The following is a 22846-nucleotide window of genomic DNA, read 5'->3' as shown; positions in this document are numbered from 1 at the left end:
TTCGAAGAATCGCTCAGTTTAGGTATTAATAAGTATGTATACATAAATATTATATACCAGATTATAAAATTTGGTACTAATAAATTTTAAAAATCTTGTGAATTATGCCTCATAAAAATCTCATTGTTAGTGGTCAGAATTTTTTGATATTTTTGTTTATTCTAAATGCATTAGCTTTGATAGCTTTTAGGTTAATTCCCGTTATCTATATTGACAATAATTATTTATACTCTCTGGCAATTTCTGAAATACTTTTATCAGCATGGTTTCTTTTTATAGACCGTGGTTACTCTTGGGCGAAATATTTGATGATTATTGCTGGGATTTATGGCTTTTTGATCTCCTATTATAATGCTTTTTCAATATTTATCACCAATACTGTTTTTTATGATGGTATAGAAATAACAAATAACTCGTCTATTAAAGTAACAAGCATTATTCTAGTATTTTGTGGATCAGTTTATTTTCTTTCAAGTCTTTTACTTTTGTTTTCTACCAAGTTAAAAATATACCTTTCCATGCAAAAAGCATATTTAGTGGTAAAATCTAAAAAAGAAAACATTATTAATTTTTTGGACGATTTATTAATAGTAGTCGGACTAATTATTATTATCTATGCCCTATCAATCCAGCAATATGTAACAATTATTTTGTTATTAATTGGATTGATATTACTTGCAGCGAATAAAATGTCAAAATCCACAAAAAGTAAGAAAAAACAAAACGTTAAAAAAAAGAAAAAGAAAAATATGACTACAGACAACGATAGCGTCAAGTTAAAAATATGCCCCTATTGCCATTCCTATCAAGATTTTGATAAAATAAAGTGCCCCAATTGTGGATTTGACTTGATGCATCTTAAATCTTCGGATACCAACAAACAAGATAATAAATTGCATGATCAAGAGACAGAAACAAGATATAATACAGATTTAGTTGATAAAACTAAAAATATTAGAGATATTGAAAATAAAATAAACTATCTGGTAAATTCTAATTTTGGAGAGATGTATTCTTTGGAATACAAAACATCAAATATTCCAGAGTTTACAAGTCATGGTCTAACATATAAAGAAATATTGATAAAAATTGCAAGTGGTGATGCAATACTAAGAAAAGCACCGGGTTCTTTTGATCCGACCACATTTTTACTTTTGTCTTTTCCAAAGGAAAAGTTAAAAAGGAATTTATTTTTAGTATTAGCATATGGAGGCCCGATTATTGGTTTGATTTTAGCAATTTCCTATTCATGGTATTTCATACTTCTCTATTGCGATTGCGCCAATTGGGTATTCCGGAGCAAACCTGCCACCCATTCCGCTGAAAACTGCCGGTCATTCCGGCTGAAACCTGCCACCTATTCCGATTGAAACCTGCCACTTTAGTTTTAAATATTTCCCGAACATTATCAGTAACGTCCGGTTAGGTAATTGCAACGCTCAGATTATACAAAAAAATATGACATAACACAGAAAAACACTTGACATTACGTCAAAAATTTTGAAGTCGACTTTCATAACATTAATAAATATAAGGTGTTATGGAAATGCGACGTAAATTCAAAAAGTTTAAGCCTCGACAAAAATCTAAAACATTCAAAAGACTAATGGAACCGATCAAGGCTATCTTGTCCAAGGTACCACCATTAGTTTCACGAGGAGATCGACCTCTGCAAATGACATTTGAAGATCAACTTAATGCCCTCGTGTTTTATCATCTTGAAGAGCATGAATCAGGGACTCATCTTGTCCAGGTTCTTCAAGAAGATACATTTGCTCGGGAGCATATTGCCCCGAAAGATGGAATCAAAAAAAGTAGCTTTTTTGAGGCTATCAACAATCGCGGCCTCGAACAACTAGCTGTTGTTTTTAATGAACTTCAAGCCAAAGCTGCGACCACTATCCCAAAGCAATTTGAACATTTGGGGAGCTTGTTGCCATCGACGGTTCTTTGATTGATGCTGTTCTTTCAATGACTTGGGCTGATTATAGAAACGGCTCTAAAAAGGCAAAAGTTCATCTCGGTTTTGATATTAATCGGTCCATTCCAAAAAAACTATATCTCACAGGCGGTTTAGCCGGTGAACGACCATTTGTCGATCAAATACTCTCTTCTGACCAGTCCGGCGTTCTTGATCGGGGCTATCAATGCCATAAACGCTTTGACCAATGGCAGGAGGACGGTCGTCAATTTTTCTGCCGCATCAAAGCATCGACGAAAAAAAAATGTCTTTATGCACATGACATAAAAACCAGAAAGCATTGTTTTTTATGATGCTATAGTTTTATTGGGGACGCCGGGCACCAATCAAACAAAAAAGTCGATACGACTTGTCGGTTATAAAATCGGCAATGTAAAATACTGGATCGCGACAAATCGTTATGACCTCTCTGCAGAAGATGTTGCTCAGGCATACAAACTTCGTTGGGAAATTGAAAATTTCTTCGCTTGGTGGAAACGCCATCTCAAAGTCTATCATCTCATAGCTCGAAGTCAGTACGGACTTATGGTTCAAATTCTCGGCGGCCTCATTACATATTTGCTGCTGGCAATCTATTGTCATGAAAATTATAACGAAAAAGTTAACATCGAAAGAGTGCGAGAACTCCGTATTCAAATTCAAAATGAAGTGCGAGATTCCGACAAGAAAAATCGTAGAAAATCTCATAGAAAAAATCGACGAAATTACTTACGTGCAAAAACCTAACCGGACGTTACTGAATTTGATTAAATCTTGTCCTTTTCTGCGACCTTTGCTTCTTGGCGTACATTGGGTTTTAGAGTTTATAGATAACTACTTTTCAGTTCATCTAAAATTTTGTTAATTAAATTCTTGTTTATCCAAGAATTTGCTCATATGATATATACCATTTATTAAAACTATGTTTTTTCTATCTATTGATCTGAATGTTATCAGCTCATAAGGATCTATTCTTCCATTGCAACCCTCATCAACATAATGCATCCCTTTCTTTTTATCTGATATATCTATATGTCCGCCTTCAGGGGTTCTCTTTATCTCTATGTCATGGTTTTTTCCTTTATATTTATGTGAGAATTTTATACGTGTACCCTCTCTCATCATACCCCACAATTGACTCATATAGCTCTTTTTGTCTTTTGGGGGCATATTCTTATTTGACTGAGCATTGTCCTCAGCATAGCAAGGATTGAAAAATAAATTTGAACCGTATATCAGAAGCCCAGTTAATCCTTTTGCTATACTCTGATCGATTTGGAAGTGAGTACTTTCCAACTTCCAAAGATTCCCGAATTTTATAAGCCTTGGTTACAATTTTTTTTATCATTTTAAAAAGAGCGACTAATTGCTTGGAGATTGACTCCCTCTTCTTAGACAAGCCCTCCCTTAACACCGCCACAAGTAGTTCAAGAGTCTTTAGAATATCTGAGACCATTCTATCTTTCTCGCTTTCTGCCTAAAAGCATTTTTATATCCTTCCACCTCACGCCGCCCGCTCGCCGTATCCAAACCGGATGACGTCATCGCCGAACCGGTCGCGGATGCGGTCCACAGCCGTACTGATGCTGCGGATACGCGGGTCGCCGGGCGGTTCGAACAGGGACAGCTGCTGCGGCGGTTTGCTCAGGTGTTCCAGCGTCAGAGTCATCTTGCGCACGCGCACGCGCCGGGTGACGGCGCGCGGAAACAGATCGCGCAGCGCCGGCGCCAGTTCCGGTTCGGTGTCCATGGCCCGAAAACGCTGCCGGGCGCGGTTGGTTTTGTAATCGGAATACTGCACCTCGATCACCAGACAGCCGGTCAGACGCCGCATGCGGCGCAGCCGCTGCACGGCGCGCGCCAGCATGGCGTGCAAATGCGACAGCAGCACGCCGCGGTGATTGCAATCGGTTTCCAGAATCAGAGGTTCCACCACGCGCAACGCCCGTTTGGGCGGCTGCACCGGCCTGGGATCAATGCCGTGCGCCCGCTGATGCAGCAGCAGTCCCCGGCGTCCGAATACCATCTGCAGCTGCTCCGCCTGAATGGCGGCCACATCGCAAATCAGGCGCAGATTCAGGTCCAAAAGCTCCTGACGCGTTTTCTTGCCGATGTCCGGCAAATAACTCACAATCAGGGGCGCCAGAAAGCGCGCTTCCGTGCCGTCCGGCACATCGCACAGTCGCGTTTTCGCTTCCCGGATCACCACCTCGGACGCCACCTTGCTCACCAGCTTATTGACCGCCACCCCGGCCGCCGCCAAGGATTTCCGTCGACCACAGCAATTCGGGACCGCCTTCAGGCCATGAGGTTACCAGTCCGGTTTCAGAAGAAACACCGGTGCGTTCCGGACCGCGAAACTGCGGCCAGTCCGCGGCGTAATTTACAGCAACGATTAAGAGAAGAAAAGAATAAATAATAGCTTTCACAGAAAACTCCGGCTTTTGGATACTATGTCTTCAATTTAAGTTTAACCGTTTTCAAGGGGGTTTGCAAGTAAAATATTGTCACCGGTTGGGGATTAAATCTAACCTGCTTGTGGAACATCAAATTTCATAACGTGCTAACCCCATGGTTGGTTTACCGAACCGAGAAATGCAGACCGACCGTTCATCGGCCTGTTTCTCGTTTCCCTTTGATTCAAGTCACTGCTGACCGTGCCGTCATGATCACATTATAACGTCGAAGGCGTCCGGTTAAGCGGTTAGCGGCACACCGACGACCCCACGACTTGCTCTTTAGTTGCTTTCACAGTGCCTCGACGCCATCTACGATTCCGGTCTCTATAGCTTCTGCTCCCCAGCGATCTCAGAAATCCATCATTGCGCTGCCTGGACGCTTGGTCGGCTCGTCACTACGAATGCGGCTGGACAACATGGCCGCGTCACCACCAACACGATTCTCACCGGTCGAACCAAAAACCGCTATTTCAAAGAGAACAAGAGATTCCACTAACCATCAAAATTAGACAAAATAGTGCGTGGTTCGATCCGTGTGCAAAATTTCGTTATGCTCCTCTTTATCTCATTCAGAAATCTATGTCAAAAATTATTTTTATATTGCTGCATATCTTTATTCACAATCAATATCCTCAAACTCTTTTAGGACAGTCAGTGATTCATCTTTAATCAATGAAGATTCTTTTTCAAGTTTTTCTTCTAATATTTATATAATTTGTAGAATGGTCAAGAGCTTCATTGATATATCTGTTTCTTGGTTTTTTTAAATCTGATACAATATTTTCTGTATCTTCAAATATTGCATCATCAATTTTGAGTGAAATAGTTTTCATTGTAGTTTTCTCCGTATATTTAATTATCTATATACGCAATATATATGCTTTTTAGATGTTAAACGATATTTTTTTTGTTATTTTAATCTATCAGGATTAGTAATCCTTAAAAATTCTTTAGATAATAAAAAAGCGCAACAAGCATTATGAGAAGGAATTCTATTCACACAGGCTTGTCGAGTCTTATCGCTCTGAAAAGGGACCACGACATCGCACTGTTCTCAATCTTGGCAAGCTAACAATTCCTAAAGAACAATGGAAAGCACTGTCTGACACAATTGAAGCCAAGCTGAGCGTGCAGCAGAGCCTTTATCCCATCGAGGAAGCTATTGAGGCGCTGGCTGATCATTATGCTCAGCTTATCATTAAAAACAGACTTGTTCACGCAGGCGATGAGTCCGACTCTTCGGCTCCTGAGAATGAGCAAGAGCCTTGCTATGAAACTGTTGATCTGAACTCTATCGAGAACTCTAAATGCCGTACCCTTGGCGCCGAGTATATCGGCATCGCTATTTTTCGAGAACTTGGTTTGCATCAATATCTGAAAAAACTGAATTTCACCGATCAGCAGGTGCATCTGGCGTACCTGTCTGTGGTTGGTCGTCTGGTGCATCCAGCCAGTGAACGACAAACTGCCGCATGGGCCCGACATTTGAGCGCCACAGATGAGCTTATCGGAACCGATTTTAACCGGCTGTCACATAATGCCCTTTACAGAATTTCTGATGCGCTTTTGGAACAAAAAGAGCCGTTGGAAAATCATCTGGCGCGAAAAGAAAAAGACCTGTTCCATTTGGAAGAAAAGATCATCCTTTATGATTTGACCAATCTGGAAGATGCCTTTCGTTCGCTGAAATCAGAGTTGGGACTGAGGCCTGTTCGCCCTCACAAAAAAGAGCGTTCAGATGCTCATCTTTTTATAGGCGTTAGCCTATCATTTATTAAATATGATTCAGACAAAATTGGCAAAGAACGATATTCATATCCAGTGGTGGCGCGTCAGGCAGTTTTTATCAACACACGTGCGCATCACCACTTCGATGACGACACGTGAAGCTAAACGAATTCATATACGAAAGTCGACGCAACCGGAATTGTTTCATAGACATATTTATCAAGCTTTAGGTCTAACTCCTTTTCCATTAAAGGCTAAACAATACAACAACTAAAATCCATAGTACCCCATGCGAATTTACAAAATTTTGATTAACAGTTGCTTAGCGGACTGCAGTGGTAAATTTGGGTTAATAAGATTTCCAAAATTAATCAATTAGTGTTATGAATTCTCAAGACGCTTTGCATCAAGGAGGTCTTTCTGTCTTCCCGTTGATTTTTTATTTAACAACAAATTTATCTTAGAAATTATTGGAATTTGCAAACCTTCGATTTCAACAATTTTTCTATCTTTATAAGCAACTTCAAATGAGACACCATCAATATCATTAATTACATCAATACGACGAGGGATAACACCAATCTGAAAAATTGTACCTTTCTTTGCAAAATCATTTAATATATTGCTATCCATTGGTGCACCAAACTCAGCTAATGCTTTAAAAACTTTTGGGGCATTATCAGAACTCGGTTTAATAAAAATATCTAAATCTGCCGTTGCACGAGGATATCCATGAGCAGCCATTGCGTATGCACCAACTAATACAAACTCGACTTTATTTTCTAATAATATTGATAACATTTCTTTGTAATCTTGATTTAACATCATATTCTCCTGATAAAGCAAAAACTTCTTCTGTTAGATCCCAAACAAAGAGAGTCGTTCTTTTAAAGGCAAATTTACATACTCATCATTCATGGGAATATCATTTTTAAATAATCTTACTTTTGTTCGATCCATTTTCATATATCAAACTCCACTATTCTGATAAAAATAGAAATACTTTTCTTAATAATTTAAGAAAATACTATGATATCATCAATAATAAATCATTTTTTGCTCAATAAAATATTTATCTGTTATAAAACTCAAAAACAGCATACTTTTAATAAAATATTAAAATGCTTGATAAAACATGAATAATGCTTAAATCAGCCGTTTTAACCGCATCGGACTAAATTTCGAAAACCAAAACATGAGACTTTCCCGAATTTCGCCTGAAAGAATCGGCGGTTAAAATCGGCTGCATTTGCTTGTTCACAACTTGTCATGATGGTTGCTAAGCAGTATCGAAATCATGTTATGAAACAGCCGAAAGTAAAGTCTCAATATTGTATTTATCATTTTATATGATTATAACCGGACGTTTCTTATTTGTTGTTAAATCAGAAAACGGTATTGGAACAAGTACGATAAGCCGCTGTTTATAATTCATTCCATACCTCATCTTCTTGATTGTCCCAAAAATCTATTGAGGATTCTGATACATTCACGATTTCAGAAAAATCATCATCCTTTATCTGTAGTATAATTGCTTTAGCTTTGGATGATTTAATATCCGGAATATCAGGCATAGTAATTTCCCCTTTTTTCTTCACTATATATTTATAGGCTTCCATAACACTCTCCATTTTATTAAAAATCCCGCATGTAATTTGATATCTGATATTGCAATATTTTATAAAATAATTCTTTCAGTAATGGACGAGTCCTTCATAATAAAGCTATCAGTGCTTATGGGAGGTGCTGCACACGCAATCGTTTGCATAATAATAAGTATAGATAGTATTGCTAGAATGAATACTGTACTTTTTGGTTCCTTAATAAAAGACATCCTTTGATACATTATACTACCCATATATCAAGTCATTGCATTGCCACTGTTATATTATTTATCTTTTTGTTCTTGATCTTGAAGATGTTTGATTCCCCATTTTGCTGCGCTATCGATTAATGCCGGAACAGAGTCTTCTTTACCCTTGGGTAATTCGTCCATATGACATGTATTATATATTAACCATCCGTCATTTATTCTATATTTGAAGGTTACCAGTTCATAACGATCTTTTCTTCCATTGGGACCCTCATCAGAATAACTTATACCTTCTTTGTTATCTGATACTTCGATATGTCCGCCTTCAGGGCTTTTCTCTATCTTAATATCATGATCTTTCCCATTATGTCCGTGTGAGAATTTTATACGTGTACCCTCTCTCATCATACCCCACAATTGACTCATATAGCTCTTTTTGTCTTTTGGGGGCATATTCTTATTTGACTGAGCATTGTCCTCAGCATAGCAAGGATTGAAAAATAAATTTGAACCGTATATCAGAAGCCCAGTTAATCCTTTTGCTATACTTGATCGATTTGGAAGTGAGTACTTTTCAACTTCCAAAGATGCCCGAATTTTATAAGCCTTGGTTACAATTTTTTTTATCATTTTAAAAAGAGCGACTAATTGCTTGGAGATTGACTCCCTCTTCTTAGACAAGCCCTCCCTTAACACCGCCACAAGTAGTTCAAGAGTCTTTAGAATATCTGAGACCATTCTATCTTTCTCGCTTTCTGCCTAAAAGCATTTTTATATCCTTCCACCTCACGCCGCCCGCTCGCCGTATCCAAACCGGATGACGTCATCGCCGAACCGGTCGCGGATGCGGTCCACAGCCGTACTGATGCTGCGAATACGCGGGTCGCCGGGCGGTTCGAACAGGGACAGCTGCTGCGGCGGTTTGCTCAGGTGTTCCAGCGTCAGAGTCATCTTGCGCACGCGCACGCGCCGGGTGACGGCGCGCGGAAACAGATCGCGCAGCGCCGGCGCCAGTTCCGGTTCGGTGTCCATGGCCCGAAAACGCTGCCGGGCGCGGTTGGTTTTGTAATCGGAATACTGCACCTCGATCACCAGACAGCCGGTCAGACGCCGCATGCGGCGCAGCCGCTGCACGGCGCGCGCCAGCATGGCGTGCAAATGCGACAGCAGCACGCCGCGGTGATTGCAATCGGTTTCCAGAATCAGAGGTTCCACCACGCGCAACGCCCGTTTGGGCGGCTGCACCGGCCTGGGATCAATGCCGTGCGCCCGCTGATGCAGCAGCAGTCCCCGGCGTCCGAATACCATCTGCAGCTGCTCCGCCTGAATGGCGGCCACATCGCAAATCAGGCGCAGATTCAGGTCCAAAAGCTCCTGACGCGTTTTCTTGCCGATGTCCGGCAAATAACTCACAATCAGGGGCGCCAGAAAGCGCGCTTCCGTGCCGTCCGGCACATCGCACAGTCGCGTTTTCGTTTCCCGGATCACCACCTCGGACGCCACCTTGCTCACCAGCTTATTGACCGCCACCCCGGCCGCCGCCTGCAGGCGCAGACGATCGCGCACCTCGCGCTGCAGTCGGGCCGCAGCATCCACACCGTACCCGGCCAGACGTCCGGAACCGGTCATATCAAGATAGGCATGTCCGTAACGCAGCGGCTCGATCACCGGCGTGAACGGCTGCAGTACCTCCCAGAACGCGATTGTGGCGCGCTGATACAGCTCTTCACGGGGCGGCAGTACGATCAAATCCCGGCACTGCCGACGCGCCTGTTCCAGCGGCATGCCACGATATATACCCTGCCGCCGGGCTTCTTCCGATACCGATACCGCCAGAGAGCGCTGGGCCGCCTCAAGCCCGACCACCACCGGCCGGCCGGTCAGACTCGGCGTCAAAACACACTCTACCGCTACAGGAAAATCACTGACCTTGATATGAATGACTGCTCGTTTCATAACCGCCTCGCTGCCGAATCGCTGAAACACCGCTGCCGCGGCTCTCATCCATGGATACATTGTATAATAGTGTTATTATGTACACCTTAATATACAAAAAGCGACGCTGGATGCAAACAATTTTTTATTCAGACAGATTTTTTTTTGCCGCCGAGATTGCCGAGCAGCACAGCGATCCAGCGGGTATCTTCCCGGCTTTCCAGAAACAATTTGACAAACATGGTCAAAGGAACGGAAAGCAGGAATCCAATGGGTCCCAGAACCCAGCCCCAGAAAATAACTGAAATGAAAACTATCAAAGGAGAAAGCCCCAGGCCTTTTCCCAGCAGACGCGGATCAATAAAATTACCGATCACCGTATTGATGGCCAGATAAATAAGAGCCGTAATCAGAGCATGCAGCCAGCCCAGCTGAACCAGCGCCAGAATAACCGGCGGAAAAGAGGCCAGGATCGATCCGATAGTAGGAACATAATTGAATAAAAACGCGATCAATCCCCACAGCAGCGGGTAATCCACACCGATGAGCAAAAGCGATAGAGTAACAATAATCCCTGTTGCCAGACTCACCAGGGATTTTAACAGCATATAGCGCTGAATATTTTTATTAAAGTCCTCAATGTCTTCATTTGCTTTAGAGTTCTGCCCCCAGATCTTGGAAATTTTGGCCGGCAGACTGGATGCTTCCAGTAATAAAAATATAATCGTAATGAGAATCAGCAGTGTGTCACTGAACATACTGGTCAGACTTGTAAAAATATTGCCAATCATGCCCAGTATGATGCCGGGATTCAGCATATCACGGACTGTGCCGGCAGGGATATTCAGCCCCTGGTCATTCAGCCAGTTTATCAGATCATTAATCAGTTTCATCAAGTTTTTCTGATAAGACGGCCAGTCGTTGGTAAAACTGGCCAGAGACGTCCCGACAAGCGTCCCGACAAGAATGAAAAAAGCGAGGATGATGATCAAAACGATAAAAATCGCTAATACAGTCGGAACTTTTTTTCGCCGCAATCCAAAAAAGATGGGCCCAAAAATCAACGAGATGAAAATAGCCAGCAAAAAGCGTACGATTAACGTGCCGGCAGCCTGCAATCCGGCCACGACCACAATAAACGCAGCCATCTGTATCAGCGTATTGCCAAGATATGGTTTTTTTAGAGTCATCATTCGGTTCTATTCATGTTTTGCATCACTTACATGGTCCGCCCGGGGAATGGTCAGCGGATAGGAATCCAATCCCTGACTCTTTAATAGTTCCAACAACTGCTGCTGTTCTTTCATTCCCTTTGCCAGAAACTGAACGCAGCCATCTCCCTGCGAGCCTACGCCTTTGCCGCCATAGACCCGTGATTTAATATCGGGTTGTTTAAGGACCTTGTGCAGCCGGGGAGATGTCAATTCTTTCCGGACACGCTGCACTGACAAACTGATCAAACAGATGTTGCGCTTCGGTCATCAGTAAACCCAGCTTTTCCGGATGATCGTTTTCCATAATTTTCTTTGCCTTGTCGACGATCTCTTTATTGACCGGCCCCAGATAGTAGCGAACATCTTGAGCGATTTTGCCTTTTGTTCCCGGAAACGCGCTGTTCAGATCCGCCAGAATTTTCTGAGTATTCTTTCCGGCCATCAAATCCGCAACCACCATATAATAATCATATTTGGGTCGCAGTTCCTGAATCTCAATACGATCGCCGTCCAATGTGATGAAAACCGGAACCTTGCCGTAAGCACAGGCCTGATCCATACGGCCGCAGCAAGGCGGGGTGATGATCTCACCCTGATAGGCCAGCTCCATCTCTCCCCTTCAGGTTAAGCTCGATATCATACAGCTGGTTGTATGCCCGCGCAACAAGAACATTATTGGCGGCAGAAGAAGACAATCCTTTTCGGATCGGCAAATCCATTTTATAGTTGTCAATTTTCAGTCCCTGCACTTTATAATGACAGCAGGTATAATAAGCCACACCGGCGGAATAACTGTAAAATCCGCCTTCCTCCGCCACCTGAAGCAGCTCATTGTTATGCATGGGAATTTCATGCGGCCCCACGCTCATTCCATCCGGAAGGGTGCTTTTTATGACCAGTTTTCCATCTTTCCGGGCACGCGCGTAAATACCCTGATTGGTGCCCACGAGGATACAAAATCCACGACTAATCGATGAATCAATACGTCGATAGCCGCCCGCCCGATGCAAATGTTCTCCGAACAGACATAGCCGTCCCGGCACAAAAAGTTCAACCTGCTCCACAACCCTATCCTTATTTGTCTTTAAACAACTCTCCCACGGATTCACCGTTATGAATGGCGGTTATGCCATCCGCGAACATTTTTCCCACAGAGAGTACGTGCAATTTTTCATGCCGACTGTTCTTGTCCTGCGGCAGTGTATTGGTGGTGACCAGCTCTTCAAGCGGCGAAGATTCCAGCAAGCTCAGCGCTTCTTTTGTAAAAAATCCATGGGTGCAGCCGGCCCAGATCTTGCGGGCGCCGTTTTTCCTCAGAATCATCGCGGCTTCGTATAAAGAACCGCCGGATAGTACCTCATCATCAATAATCAATACATCTTTGCCATCCACATCACCGATGATATTGCGCATGGCCACTTTTTCCCGGTCTCCCAAACGCTCCTTATCAAGAACCACCATCGGCAGATTTAGGCGCCGGGCTATCATGCGTGAGCTTTTTGCACTGTTGACATCGGGAGCGGCCACCACGGCATGGGACAGATCCTTTTTTGCATAATGGTCCAGGAGAATCGGTGTGGCCAATAGTTGGTCAATGGGAATACGGGGAAATCCCATAATCTGCGGAGAATGCAGTTTCATGGTCAAAATCCGGTCGGCGCCGGCAGCTTCCAGCAGGGTAGCAATTAATCGGGCCGTGATGGAAATACGCGGTTCATCTTTCTTGTCTGAACGCGCATAAAAATAATTCGGCAGAACGGCAGTAATACGGCCTGCCGAGGCATACTTTAAAGCATCGATAATCACCAATAGCTCAATTAGATGCTCATTGGTCGGAAGCGCCGCGGTCTGAATGATAAAAACATCATCATTGCGGATGTTTTCTTCAATTTTCACCTTGATGTTATCATTGCTGAATTTACGGATTTTCATATCTCCGCGCTTGACATTTAAATGCGCGCAAATCTCTTTTGCCAGCTGCGGGTTGCTGTTGCCGTAAAAAAGCTTAAGATCCCTAAGCATCTGCCTCTCTCAGTTTTAATACAGATTATAATGCTTTATGTATTGCTCAACCGGATGCGGAACAATATATCGGATGCTCTTACCAGTTGCCAGGCGATCCCGAATATCAGAAGCGGATATCTCCAGCAGGGGGGCATTCACCCACAAGACATCTGTGAACTCGTGCGAAACCTGCACCTCTGCATTCGGTCTTCCCGCCACGGTTAAACGGCACATTTTATAAATGGTTTGCGGGGATTTCCATTTATCAAAATGAATATAATTATCCGCTCCCATTAATAGATAAAGTTCATGCTGTTCGAGACGAAATGTATCACGTATATGTTCAAGTGTATGAACCGTATATGACGTTTTTTGTCTTTTAATTTCAAAATCAATAGTCTGGAAATGAGGATGATCTTTTACAGCTGTCTTTACCATTTCCAGACGGTTCAAAGCGTCACATAATGGGGCTTCTGTTTTATGAGGTGGGATATAAGAGGGGATGAACAAAACAAGATCCAGGTCCAGTTGTTCCCGGGTATGTTCAGCAATGATTAAATGAGCGGTATGAATGGGATCAAACGTTCCGCCATAGACGCCGATTCTCAAGTTGCCTCCGACTATTAGTTTTCCAGTTCTTTCCGCAATTCTCTGAGTGCATCATTGGTGCGCCCAATCCACTCATGATGGCTGTATTTTTGCTTGAATTCGGCAAAGGCCTCTATCGCCTGTTTGGGTTTGTGCATGCGCCGGTTGCATTCCCCGATCCAGTACAATGCCCGCGGCGCCCATTTCGAATCGTAATACTCTTCCAGCACTTTATTAAAATAGATATTGGCGGCGCGATAGCGTCCCATTTTACGGTATATCCGCCCTGAGGAATAAACCTTATGCGCCAGTTTGCTTCTGGCGTCTAACAAATTACGTTCCACCTTTTCTACAAGATCACTGGTATGATAATCTTCCAGAAACTCCTGAAAATGCTCAATAGACTTTTCTGTATAAGTCTGATCCAGACCGTAATGAGGCGACAATTGATAATAGCTCATCCCCAGTTTAAACTTGGCATCATCCACATATTCCGATGCGGGGAAAACTTTGGTCAAACGTTCATACTCGTTGGCCGCCAATATATATTCTTTCATATTATAATGACACTCGGCGAGGTAGAACTGAGCCTTGTCTGCATTTTGGTTGCCGCTATGACTCAATGTAATAATACGGAACTGGGTTTTGGCTTCAAAATAATCACCATTTTCAAACATTTTCATGGCAATTTCCATGCGCTTGTCCAGCGGTGTTCCGTCTTTGATATTATATTTTGAACAGGAAAACAGCCCAATCATGAAGATTATCAAAATGATGCCAACTTTGCGTATTTTCATTGTAACAAACCTTTTTATTTGCTTCGATATGAATAAAAAATTGTTATTATAGAACCTGAAACAATCGATATGATCAGAGGTTCGACCAGACGCTGCCAGCGTGAAACAGGTTTCTTTGCACGCGTGGAAGCGATCAATGGATTTTCTATCAGGGGTAGTTGTTTATTTTTAATCCGGTCACTCGTGGATTCCCGGATTGAACGCGAAAATAAAACCCGGTTATCCGGATCTGTACATTTTAAATAACACTCAACCCTAACCGTCCGATTGATAGTGTTTCCGGCTCGGGTATATTCAACCTTTTGCACAACAGGCCGATAATAGAGTGATACAGCATTTTTGATTGCCGCGGAATCTGCAGTGTAAACGCTCGCGCCTTTAGCTTGAAAATTTTTTATCCACTGCTCTTCGGCAATCCAGTTTTCCTGATTTGCCGCATCAAGGGCAATTAGAGAAACACGGCTTGACGAATCAGGCATGTCGGTTACAAAAGACGCAAATATACTCTCGTAGAGCAATGCATACAGTTCCAGGTTGGTGGGCGGTTTAGACTGCCCAAAGGCCTGAAAACCAAATAATGATAAAATAAGAATTTTTCGAGAATTCAAATGCTTTCATCAGTTCTTTACATTCTACTATGAGCGCGGATTATTAGTTCCTATAATTGTATTAATAACGTTGCATAGTGCAATAAATTCAAACCGTTGTCGTAGATAGCCTGAACACCGTACTGAAACATTAAATTTTCCCGAACCGAAAACGACTTTTGCTGTTTAAACGGACGTCTGTCCATATAGCCGATACCGGCTGTAAACACATGATCGGACTTGCTGTTGTTGAAATAATATCCACCCCGCACTGAAAAAAATTTATTGGGAGATAATTCCAATCCGGTATGCAATTCGCGGGCTTTGGTATTTTCTTCTTCATCAACATTGCGGATATCACAGGTGATGGTGAGCGGATCAAACGGAGAAAAAGAGACGCCGACATTGAGAGTATTATCAATGACCCGGTGATAGCTGAACAATAAAGAGTCTGCTTTTTCATGGATATTATAATAAGAAATTCCGGCCTGGTATGATTCTGTCGGACGGATCATGACACTGTAACTGGTGCCCAGCGCTGTTTGGTGTCTTTCATCACCGGGATTTCGCGTCACAAACATATAACCGCTGCTTCCGATAGATACCCTGGAATCCAGTTTGAGGCGTGCGGTGATCAAATGATAATGCCAATCCAGCAATGCATCGGCATCACCCAGCGCCCTGCCGCTTGCATGCGGATTGTCCGGCAAGGGCTGAGTCAGCATCAGTGATATCTGATAAATCTCCTGGTTCAAGGATACAAACGGGAACACAAGTCCGGCTTGTCCTGCCAAATCTCCAAAACCCCGGTATTTTTTTGTACCGAGCTTGTAAAGAGACTCCAGGCTGGTCACCGGATTTAGCATTGCTTTAAATTCAGGATATTCTCCTTTCTCCATAAAAGGAGAAGCAGCAGCGTTGAACAGCAGCGTACCCGGCCAATGATCGAGAGCAGACACTGCCCCGGCCATACCGAACGAGCGGGCCAAAAGCGTATTTTGGAAATAATGGTCAAATTCAACCGCATTGACAGGTACAATAGCCATCATTGCAAACAGAAAAAGCAAAAATGTAAATAAACACCTAACCAAAACGTTTAAATCCTACAACCATCAATCCCATATAGAGACCGCAACTAAAATTCGGGTAATAATAAACCATAGCGTGTGAAAAACGTCAATGATTCGCAAAGTTCGATATTTCCGGTAACCACGGCCGTGGTAAACAAGTCAGTCGATTGGCGCACTCTGCCGTAAGGGTCAATAAAACAAGAGATGCCGGTATTGGCACATCGGGCTACGGCTCGCCGGTTCTCAATCGCGCGCATTACTGCAATCTGTGCATGCTGATAAGGACCGCTGCTCTTACCGAACCAGGCATCATTTGTGATGACCGTGATAAACTGAGCGCCCTGCTTTACGTAGGCTCTGACATGTTCGGGATAGACCGATTCATAGCAAATTGCCACTCCGGTTTTGATCCGCTTGTCTGTATTCGCCAAAGTATCCCGGGACTCTTTCCACTCGAATACATAAATAGAATCTCCGACAGAATAGTTACCGGTTCCGTATTGGTACATGACGGGTTTCACATATTGAAAGGGGAATGAATCGGGATACGGCACCCGTTCAGAAAACGGCACGAGCTTGATTTTGTCATAACGCTGCGCGGAAGTATCAGGTGCATAGAGGTGCGCGCTCTTGTAGTGCCGCGACTGTCCCTGTGAATCATAGTCATAATCAAGCGTGCCGGTCAAAACCGGAACGCGGACAGAATCAACAAAATTTTCAAGGCGATTCCTGTAGGTGCGGTTCAAGCGCAGGTAAAACGGCAAAGCGGTTTCCGGCCAAATCAGCAAATCGACATTATTCTGCTGAAGGGCTTGCCGGGACAGTTGACCATAACGTCTAAAATTATTTTCATAAATATCTCCCTCCCATTTTTTTATCGGATCAATATTGCCCTGAATCATGGCAACCTTCAACAAAGGATGAGATGAATTGCGGGTGATCAAAAGTCCATGAACAAGTGGAAGAACAAACCATAAAACCAGAACAACGCCAATGCGCACACGCAGGGTTTTCGTTTGCCGGCATTGATAAAGAAAAAATAACAGAACATTGAACAAAAAAATCCAAAAGCTCACACCATAGACTGATGTCAATGAAGCGTGCTGGATGAGGGGCAAATAAAAAGTCTGAGTATAACCCAGATGGTTCCACGGGAAAGAGAATTCACTCAGAGACTGCAGATACTCGACTGCTATCCATAGAAAAGGTAAAAACAGATAACCATGGCTGCCCAGCCGTTTGATGATCAGCGTGTGCAGGACGCTGTAAAGCGCCAGATACAACGGCACAACAAGCAGTGTTCCGATGCATCCCGGCAGGGTAATGACAGCGATCCAGAATACGGTGGCGGCATAAAAGACCAGGCCGGTCATGTATCCCCAAACAGCCGCCTGTTTCAATGACGAATACTGCAGCAGCCAAAACAACGGGATCAACGCCCCATAGGCGAGGAAACCGGTTTTGAATGGCGGAAAGGACAGGGCCAGCAAAATCCCCGATAATATAGACCATACAATTTTTTTATTCATCACGACAAGCGCCAAAAGGTCTGGTTTCTGATTCCTGAATTAATGTTGATCCAGAAAAGACTGCAGTAAATAAGCCGCAGCGATCTGGTCGATCCGGTTCCGTTGTTTGGAAGGCGATTGACCGGTTTGAATGAGCATATCATGCGCGGATTGAGTGGTCAGCCGCTCATCCCACATGAAAACAGGGACGGGGGTAGCTATGCTCAGCTTCTTTGCCAATCTGGCGGCGCGTTTTGCCATTTCACTTACCGTGCCATCCATATTCAGAGGATTGCCTACAATAATTCCCTTGATATCTTTTCGGTTCACAATATCGACAATCCTGCAAACCAGGGCATTATAGCCTTTATTCTCAATGGTCATGAACGGCGTAGCCAGAAATTGCGAAAGATCACTCACGGCCAGGCCGACGCGTTTGCTGCCAAAGTCAATCGCCAGAATACGACCTTTGGGTTCAAAACTCACATCACGGGTCACGACTATACTGGCTTATTTTTCAAGTTCATCAAGAGGAGTTTTCAAGACTTCTTTTAACAATTTTCCCGCCTTGAAATGGGTTTTGCGCCGCGCCGGCACATAAATAATTTCGCCTGTTTTCGGATTTCTCGCTTTGGGTTTGGCTTTGGTTTTTTTGACTTCAAACACACCGAAATCACGAATCTCAATGCGGACTTCAGGATCAGCTTCGGACATAAATTCCCGCAATGCCTGAAATACACCATCAACCACTTTTTCCGTCAAATATATCTTTTCTCCCACAATTTTCGCCGTCCGTTTTGAAACATCCTTTTTGGTAATGGTTGTTTTTTCATTCAGATCTTCCATTATTCGCTCCTCTTTTTGTCGCGTTTCAAAATTTCCCCGATTTAATTATACAACCTCTCAACTGTAATGACACCCTCCAATCTTTTTACGCGATGAATTACCTTATTCAGATGGTTCATGTCATACACCTCAATCATGACATCGCATGTAAACAGTGAATTAGCCGACGTCATACGTACATCGATCAGATTCGAATCAGCTGAATTGATGCTTTCAGACAGTTCCGATAAAAAATTCTTTCTGCGCTCGGATAAAACATGCAGGCCAACGGGAAACCGATCGCCCGAGTCGACATCCCATTTAACCTCAACAATCCGTTCCGGAGTTTGCATTAAATTCACCAAATTTTTGCACGGATTCGAATGAATAACAATACCGCGTCCCTTGGTCACAATACCGGTAATCGGTTCGCCCGGAATCGGTTTGCAGCATTTGGCGAAATTAATCATAATGTTATCCAGACCGGCAACCCGGACACCATGGCTTGAGCGCCTCGCGCGTTCGATAATCTTGGGCAGTAACGACTGTTTTTCCTTTTTGGTCTGTTCCTCTGGAAACAAATGCCGTATCACCGTCTCGACTCGCGTATCACCTCGTCCTATGGATGCAAAAAACTGTCGTTTGTCCTTAAATGCGTACCGTTCCAGCAATTCATTAAAATCCAGATCTTTAATGCGTTTCCCGGCTTTGTTCAGACGTTTGGCGAGCATTTCTTCGCCCAGAAACACTGTTCTTGAACTCAAGATCCCGAATATACTTGCGAATTTTGCTGCGTGCTTTACTGGTTACGGTAAACTGCAGCCAGTCTTTATTCGGAAATTTGTTTGATGATGTCAGCACTTCAACCGAATCGCCGTTGTTGAGTTTTTTGCTGAGCGGTACAATTTTCCCATTGACTTTGGCCGCCATACAGTGCATCCCGACCTCCGTATGCACATAAAACGCAAAATCAACGGGAGTGGAATTCACCGGCAGACGGTGAAGATCACCTTTGGGAGTAAAGACAAACACTTCATCCTGGAACAGGTTAATCTTTAAATTTTCCATAAAAAAGGAGGCGTCAGGATCATCTTCATCCGTATCCAGGATCTGCCGCAGCCATACAAGATTTTTATCCAGATCATCTTCCTCAAAACGGCCTTCCTTGTAGTGCCAGTGTGCGGCGATGCCCTCTTCGGCCGTGCGATGCATGTCTTCAGTCCGAATCTGTACTTCGTATTTCTTGCCCATGGGTCCGACCACAATTGTGTGAATGGATTGATACCCGTTTGATTTGGGAGTTGAAATGTAATCCTTGAACCGTTCATGAATGGGCGTGAACATTGAATGCACGATACCCAGTGCATGGTAACATTCATCAATTCTATTAACAATAATTCTTACAGCCAGTAAATCATGTATATTTTCAAACGGGACGCCGCGGTTGATAATTTTGTTATATATGCTGTAAAAATGTTTGGCCCGGCCTTCAAAACGGGCGTGGATTTTCGCGGCAACAATATCCTTGCGCAAAACCCGGGTGACGTTGCGAAGCTCTTCTTCCCGCTCTTTTTTGGTTTCATTAATGCGCCGTGAAATATCATCATAAAACTCCGGATGCAGATATTTCAAAGCCAGATCTTCCAATTCGCTTTTGATGCGGGCCAGGCCGAGTCGATGCGCCAGCGGCGCATACAATTCACGTGTCTCACGGGCTATTCTTTTGCGTTTATCCTCTTCCAGTACGCCCAGCGTCCGCATATTGTGCAGACGGTCTGCGAACTTTATCATAATCACACGGATATCCTTGACCATGGAAAGCAGCATCTTGCGGAAATTTTCATTTTGCCGGGTTTCAAATTCCGGCAATTTAAGGCCGGATATTTTGGTTACCCCATCCACCAAAAGCGCGATCTGACTGTCAAACTTTTTCTCAACCTGATCAATATCGATTTTGGTGTCTTCTACCACATCATGCAGCAAACCGCCGATAATCGTCTGATAGTCCATATGATGCTCAACCAGTATCTTGACAACCTCCAGCGGATGCTCGAAATAGGGGTGCCCGCTTTGACGGGTCTGATCGGAATGAGCTCCATAGCTGAAATCAAATGCCTCGGACAACTGCTCCATATTTGCATTTTCGTTGTAACGCTTGATGCGCCGCATCAAACCCTCTACAACAGAAGCATAGGGTGAATTTTTGATTGTTACATTTGCGATATTCACTCCCGTAATCATTATTAAAACGGTTCCTGTGATAGGGTTTGCGTTTCCGGGACATCCCGGTATTCTTCTTTATTGGCAAACTGGATAAATTCGCTCAGGAAGACAAGTTCTACTTCACCGACTGGGCCATTACGCTGTTTGGCAATGATCACCTCAGCGACATTCTGCAGTTCGGGTTCCACCTCCCGACCGTAAGCAGCCGGTCGGTTGATAAACATAACCACATCAGCATCCTGTTCAATGGCTCCGGACTCGCGCAAATCAGACAGCATCGGTTTTCCGTCGCCGCCTCGTGACTCTACCGCACGCGACAGCTGGGAAAGCGAAAGCACCGGTGTATCCAGCTCTTTGGCCAGATTTTTCAAAGACTGAGAAATCATGGCAATTTCAATTTGACGACTTTCGGCTCGTGTTGACAAGCGCAACAGCTGCAGGTAATCAACGATAATCAAACCCACATTATGTTCAACTTTTAGCCGCCGCGCCTTGGATCGCAGTTCCAGAACCGAAATACCCGGCGTATCATCAATATAAAACGGCATTTCCGCCAAGACACCGGCGTATTTGCTCAAACGAGCCCACTCTTCATCTTTTAATCGCCCGATTCGGGCTCGATGCGAATCAACACGGGCTTCTGAACAGAGCATACGCATCACCAGTTGATAGTTTGCCATTTCCAGGCTGAACATGGCCACCGGCGTGCCTTTCATGGCTGCGTTCCGGCCGATATTGATCGCCAGGGCCGTTTTGCCCATTGACGGTCGCGCTGCCAGCACCACCAAATCAGAGGGCTGCAGCCCGGACAGCATTTCATCCAGTCGGTGAAAACCGGTGGAGACCCCTGTCAATCCTTCTTTGTTCTGACCAAATTTCTGGATTTTTTCAAGGGTTTCCGTCAAAACCGGTGAAATATGAGAATAATCACGACGCGCATGCTGTTCTGAAATCGAAAATATCTTTTGTTCCGCCAGATCAATAATATCGGCAGCCTCCTGTGAGGCTTCAAAACAATCCTGCTGAATTTCCGTCGAAACAGTAATCAGATTTCGAAGCAACGCCTTGTCGCGCACAATTTTGCAATAATATTCTATATTGGCAGCCGATACGGTGCGTTTGACCAATTCGGATAAATACCCCAATCCGCCAACCGCATTCAGCTGCGCGCGTTTTTCAAGTTCATCAGATACGGTAATGACGTCAATGGGTTCATTGTGTTCATAGAGCGCCAGGGCCGCCTGAAATATTTTTCGATGCGCATCCCTGTAAAACGAATTGGCGCTCAACAGTTCCACCGCCGTATTGGCGGCTTCTTTGTGCATAAGCATGGAACCGAGAACCGCCACTTCCGTATCAACAGCCTGGGGCGGCATATCGGTCAATACATGCTTTTCTTTATTTGGCGCCTTTTTCTGCATGCTGTTCAACTAACTTTCCACTCTTCATATCTTTGTTTCAACAGTTTTACATCCTCCCATGTGGGACATTTGAGCTCAGTATTTCTCAAGAGCGCTGCCGGATGATAGGTGACCATACACCGGCGGCTGCCCACGTTGTGCTCTCGTAGGCGCAATTTCGACAAAGCCTCATTCGTCTGCAGCAGAGTATGAGCGGCCACACGTCCGAGACATAATATAAACGCCGGATTAATGAGCTCAATCTGTTGATACAAATAGGGCAAACACGTATCAATTTCTTCCGGCAGTGGATCCCGGTTCAGGGGAGGACGACATTTCAGAATATTGCCGATAAACACCTCCTCACGGCTCAGGTCAATGGCTGCCAGAATCTTGTTCAACAGCTCTCCCGCCTCTCCCGCAAATACATGTCCGGTCCGGTCTTCATCAGCGCCCGGAGCTTCTCCAATCAGCATGATATCTGCGTCGGGATTACCCTCACCAAAAACAAATCGGGTCCGCTTTGTACCCAACGGACATTCCGTACATGTGTGTATTCCGTCATACAATTCCTGCAGAGAATTTGCTTCCTGCACTAAAACGTCTTCTTTAGGATCCGGATCATCGGAAATCGACTTTACCTGTTCCGATGACAATGCAAATTCATCACCGTATAGGTCAATTTGCTGCTTGATAAACTCGGATATCCTCGACAACATGGACTATTTTCTTATA

General features: G+C 43.9%; 26 protein-coding genes and 1 pseudogene. 3 read left to right on the top strand and 24 right to left on the bottom strand.

Annotated elements, in window-relative coordinates; translation table 11 throughout:
- Positions 1–104 precede the first annotated feature (104 nt).
- Both U5R06_04885 and U5R06_04880 read left to right on the top strand, forming a co-directional pair.
- The gene (locus U5R06_04885; GenBank protein ID MDZ7722166.1) at positions 105–1370 is read left to right on the top strand and encodes a hypothetical protein; all 1266 of its coding nucleotides are present in this window, start codon (positions 105–107) and stop codon (positions 1368–1370) included.
- 176 nt (positions 1371–1546) lie between these two features.
- Positions 1547–2707, top strand: a pseudogene (locus U5R06_04880) (IS4 family transposase).
- 114 nt (positions 2708–2821) lie between these two features.
- Here U5R06_04880 and U5R06_04875 read toward each other — a convergent pair.
- The 4 genes from U5R06_04875 to U5R06_04860 all read right to left on the bottom strand — a co-directional run bounded on the left by U5R06_04875 (position 2822) and on the right by U5R06_04860 (position 5252).
- The gene (locus U5R06_04875; protein MDZ7722165.1) at positions 2822–3256 is read right to left on the bottom strand and encodes a hypothetical protein; all 435 of its coding nucleotides are present in this window, start codon (positions 3254–3256) and stop codon (positions 2822–2824) included.
- A 208-nt stretch (positions 3257–3464) separates the two neighbouring features.
- Positions 3465–4208, bottom strand: coding sequence for a hypothetical protein (locus U5R06_04870; GenBank protein ID MDZ7722164.1), 744 nt, complete (start codon positions 4206–4208; stop codon positions 3465–3467).
- The gene (locus U5R06_04865; GenBank protein ID MDZ7722163.1) at positions 4195–4389 is read right to left on the bottom strand and encodes a hypothetical protein; all 195 of its coding nucleotides are present in this window, start codon (positions 4387–4389) and stop codon (positions 4195–4197) included. Before U5R06_04865 ends, U5R06_04870 begins: the two co-directional genes overlap by 14 nt.
- A 716-nt stretch (positions 4390–5105) precedes the next feature.
- Entirely contained in the window at positions 5106–5252 is a 147-nt protein-coding gene (locus tag U5R06_04860; GenBank protein MDZ7722162.1) for a hypothetical protein, read from the bottom strand.
- 295 nt (positions 5253–5547) lie between these two features.
- Here U5R06_04860 and U5R06_04855 point away from each other — a divergent pair, with 295 nt between their 5' ends.
- Positions 5548–6306, top strand: a complete 759-nt coding sequence (locus U5R06_04855; protein ID MDZ7722161.1) for a hypothetical protein — start codon at positions 5548–5550, stop codon at positions 6304–6306.
- Positions 6307–6528: 222 nt separating this feature from the next.
- Here U5R06_04855 and U5R06_04850 read toward each other — a convergent pair whose 3' ends face one another.
- The 20 genes from U5R06_04850 to U5R06_04755 form a co-directional block, all read right to left on the bottom strand.
- Positions 6529–6975, bottom strand: coding sequence for a hypothetical protein (locus tag U5R06_04850; GenBank protein ID MDZ7722160.1), 447 nt, complete (start codon positions 6973–6975; stop codon positions 6529–6531).
- 596 nt (positions 6976–7571) lie between these two features.
- Complete coding sequence (locus tag U5R06_04845; GenBank protein ID MDZ7722159.1) at positions 7572–7766, bottom strand: DUF2281 domain-containing protein; 195 nt, start codon at positions 7764–7766, stop codon at positions 7572–7574.
- 269 nt (positions 7767–8035) lie between these two features.
- Positions 8036–8641: a hypothetical protein gene (locus tag U5R06_04840; protein MDZ7722158.1), complete on the bottom strand. Its 606-nt coding sequence runs from the start codon at positions 8639–8641 to the stop codon at positions 8036–8038.
- 105 nt (positions 8642–8746) lie between these two features.
- Positions 8747–9916, bottom strand: coding sequence for a DNA polymerase IV (locus U5R06_04835; protein ID MDZ7722157.1), 1170 nt, complete (start codon positions 9914–9916; stop codon positions 8747–8749).
- A gap of 128 nt (positions 9917–10044) precedes the next feature.
- Positions 10045–11088 (bottom strand): AI-2E family transporter, encoded by a 1044-nt coding sequence (locus U5R06_04830; protein ID MDZ7722156.1) that lies wholly within the window; start codon positions 11086–11088, stop codon positions 10045–10047.
- Positions 11089–11094: 6 nt separating this feature from the next.
- Complete coding sequence (locus U5R06_04825) at positions 11095–11319, bottom strand: hypothetical protein (GenBank protein MDZ7722155.1); 225 nt, start codon at positions 11317–11319, stop codon at positions 11095–11097.
- Positions 11288–11719 carry a hypothetical protein gene (locus tag U5R06_04820; protein ID MDZ7722154.1) on the bottom strand — a complete coding sequence of 144 codons (432 nt, stop codon included), beginning with the start codon at positions 11717–11719 and terminating at the stop codon, positions 11288–11290. Before U5R06_04820 ends, U5R06_04825 begins: the two co-directional genes overlap by 32 nt.
- The gene (locus U5R06_04815) at positions 11697–12173 is read right to left on the bottom strand and encodes a hypothetical protein (protein ID MDZ7722153.1); all 477 of its coding nucleotides are present in this window, start codon (positions 12171–12173) and stop codon (positions 11697–11699) included. The genes U5R06_04820 and U5R06_04815 overlap by 23 nt, the downstream gene beginning before the upstream one ends.
- A gap of 10 nt (positions 12174–12183) precedes the next feature.
- Complete coding sequence (locus U5R06_04810) at positions 12184–13131, bottom strand: ribose-phosphate diphosphokinase (protein MDZ7722152.1); 948 nt, start codon at positions 13129–13131, stop codon at positions 12184–12186.
- 15 nt (positions 13132–13146) lie between these two features.
- Positions 13147–13722: a nicotinate-nucleotide adenylyltransferase gene (nadD, locus tag U5R06_04805; GenBank protein ID MDZ7722151.1), complete on the bottom strand. Its 576-nt coding sequence runs from the start codon at positions 13720–13722 to the stop codon at positions 13147–13149.
- Positions 13723–13736: 14 nt separating this feature from the next.
- Positions 13737–14498 (bottom strand): outer membrane protein assembly factor BamD, encoded by a 762-nt coding sequence (gene bamD, locus U5R06_04800; GenBank protein MDZ7722150.1) that lies wholly within the window; start codon positions 14496–14498, stop codon positions 13737–13739.
- Between the two features lie 14 nt (positions 14499–14512).
- Entirely contained in the window at positions 14513–15106 is a 594-nt protein-coding gene (locus U5R06_04795; protein MDZ7722149.1) for a hypothetical protein, read from the bottom strand.
- A 50-nt stretch (positions 15107–15156) separates the two neighbouring features.
- A complete protein-coding gene (locus tag U5R06_04790; GenBank protein ID MDZ7722148.1) occupies positions 15157–16176 on the bottom strand; it encodes a hypothetical protein in 1020 nt (339 codons plus the stop codon).
- 44 nt (positions 16177–16220) lie between these two features.
- Positions 16221–17684, bottom strand: coding sequence for an apolipoprotein N-acyltransferase (gene lnt, locus U5R06_04785; protein MDZ7722147.1), 1464 nt, complete (start codon positions 17682–17684; stop codon positions 16221–16223).
- A 39-nt stretch (positions 17685–17723) separates the two neighbouring features.
- On the bottom strand, positions 17724–18161 hold the full coding sequence (gene ruvX, locus U5R06_04780; protein MDZ7722146.1) for a Holliday junction resolvase RuvX: 438 nt from the start codon (positions 18159–18161) through the stop codon (positions 17724–17726).
- A 12-nt stretch (positions 18162–18173) separates the two neighbouring features.
- Positions 18174–18509: an HU family DNA-binding protein gene (locus U5R06_04775; protein ID MDZ7722145.1), complete on the bottom strand. Its 336-nt coding sequence runs from the start codon at positions 18507–18509 to the stop codon at positions 18174–18176.
- A gap of 41 nt (positions 18510–18550) precedes the next feature.
- Positions 18551–19219: an ACT domain-containing protein gene (locus tag U5R06_04770; GenBank protein MDZ7722144.1), complete on the bottom strand. Its 669-nt coding sequence runs from the start codon at positions 19217–19219 to the stop codon at positions 18551–18553.
- Complete coding sequence (locus tag U5R06_04765; GenBank protein MDZ7722143.1) at positions 19179–20717, bottom strand: RelA/SpoT family protein; 1539 nt, start codon at positions 20715–20717, stop codon at positions 19179–19181. Before U5R06_04765 ends, U5R06_04770 begins: the two co-directional genes overlap by 41 nt.
- A gap of 14 nt (positions 20718–20731) precedes the next feature.
- On the bottom strand, positions 20732–22132 hold the full coding sequence (dnaB, locus tag U5R06_04760; protein ID MDZ7722142.1) for a replicative DNA helicase: 1401 nt from the start codon (positions 22130–22132) through the stop codon (positions 20732–20734).
- Between the two features lie 5 nt (positions 22133–22137).
- On the bottom strand, positions 22138–22830 hold the full coding sequence (locus tag U5R06_04755; protein ID MDZ7722141.1) for a uracil-DNA glycosylase: 693 nt from the start codon (positions 22828–22830) through the stop codon (positions 22138–22140).
- Positions 22831–22846 lie beyond the last annotated feature (16 nt).

Source organism: candidate division KSB1 bacterium (genome assembly GCA_034521575.1).
Classification (GTDB): domain Bacteria; phylum Zhuqueibacterota; class Zhuqueibacteria; order Residuimicrobiales; family Krinioviventaceae; genus JAXHMJ01.
This window is presented reverse-complemented; position numbering and strand designations above follow the sequence as displayed.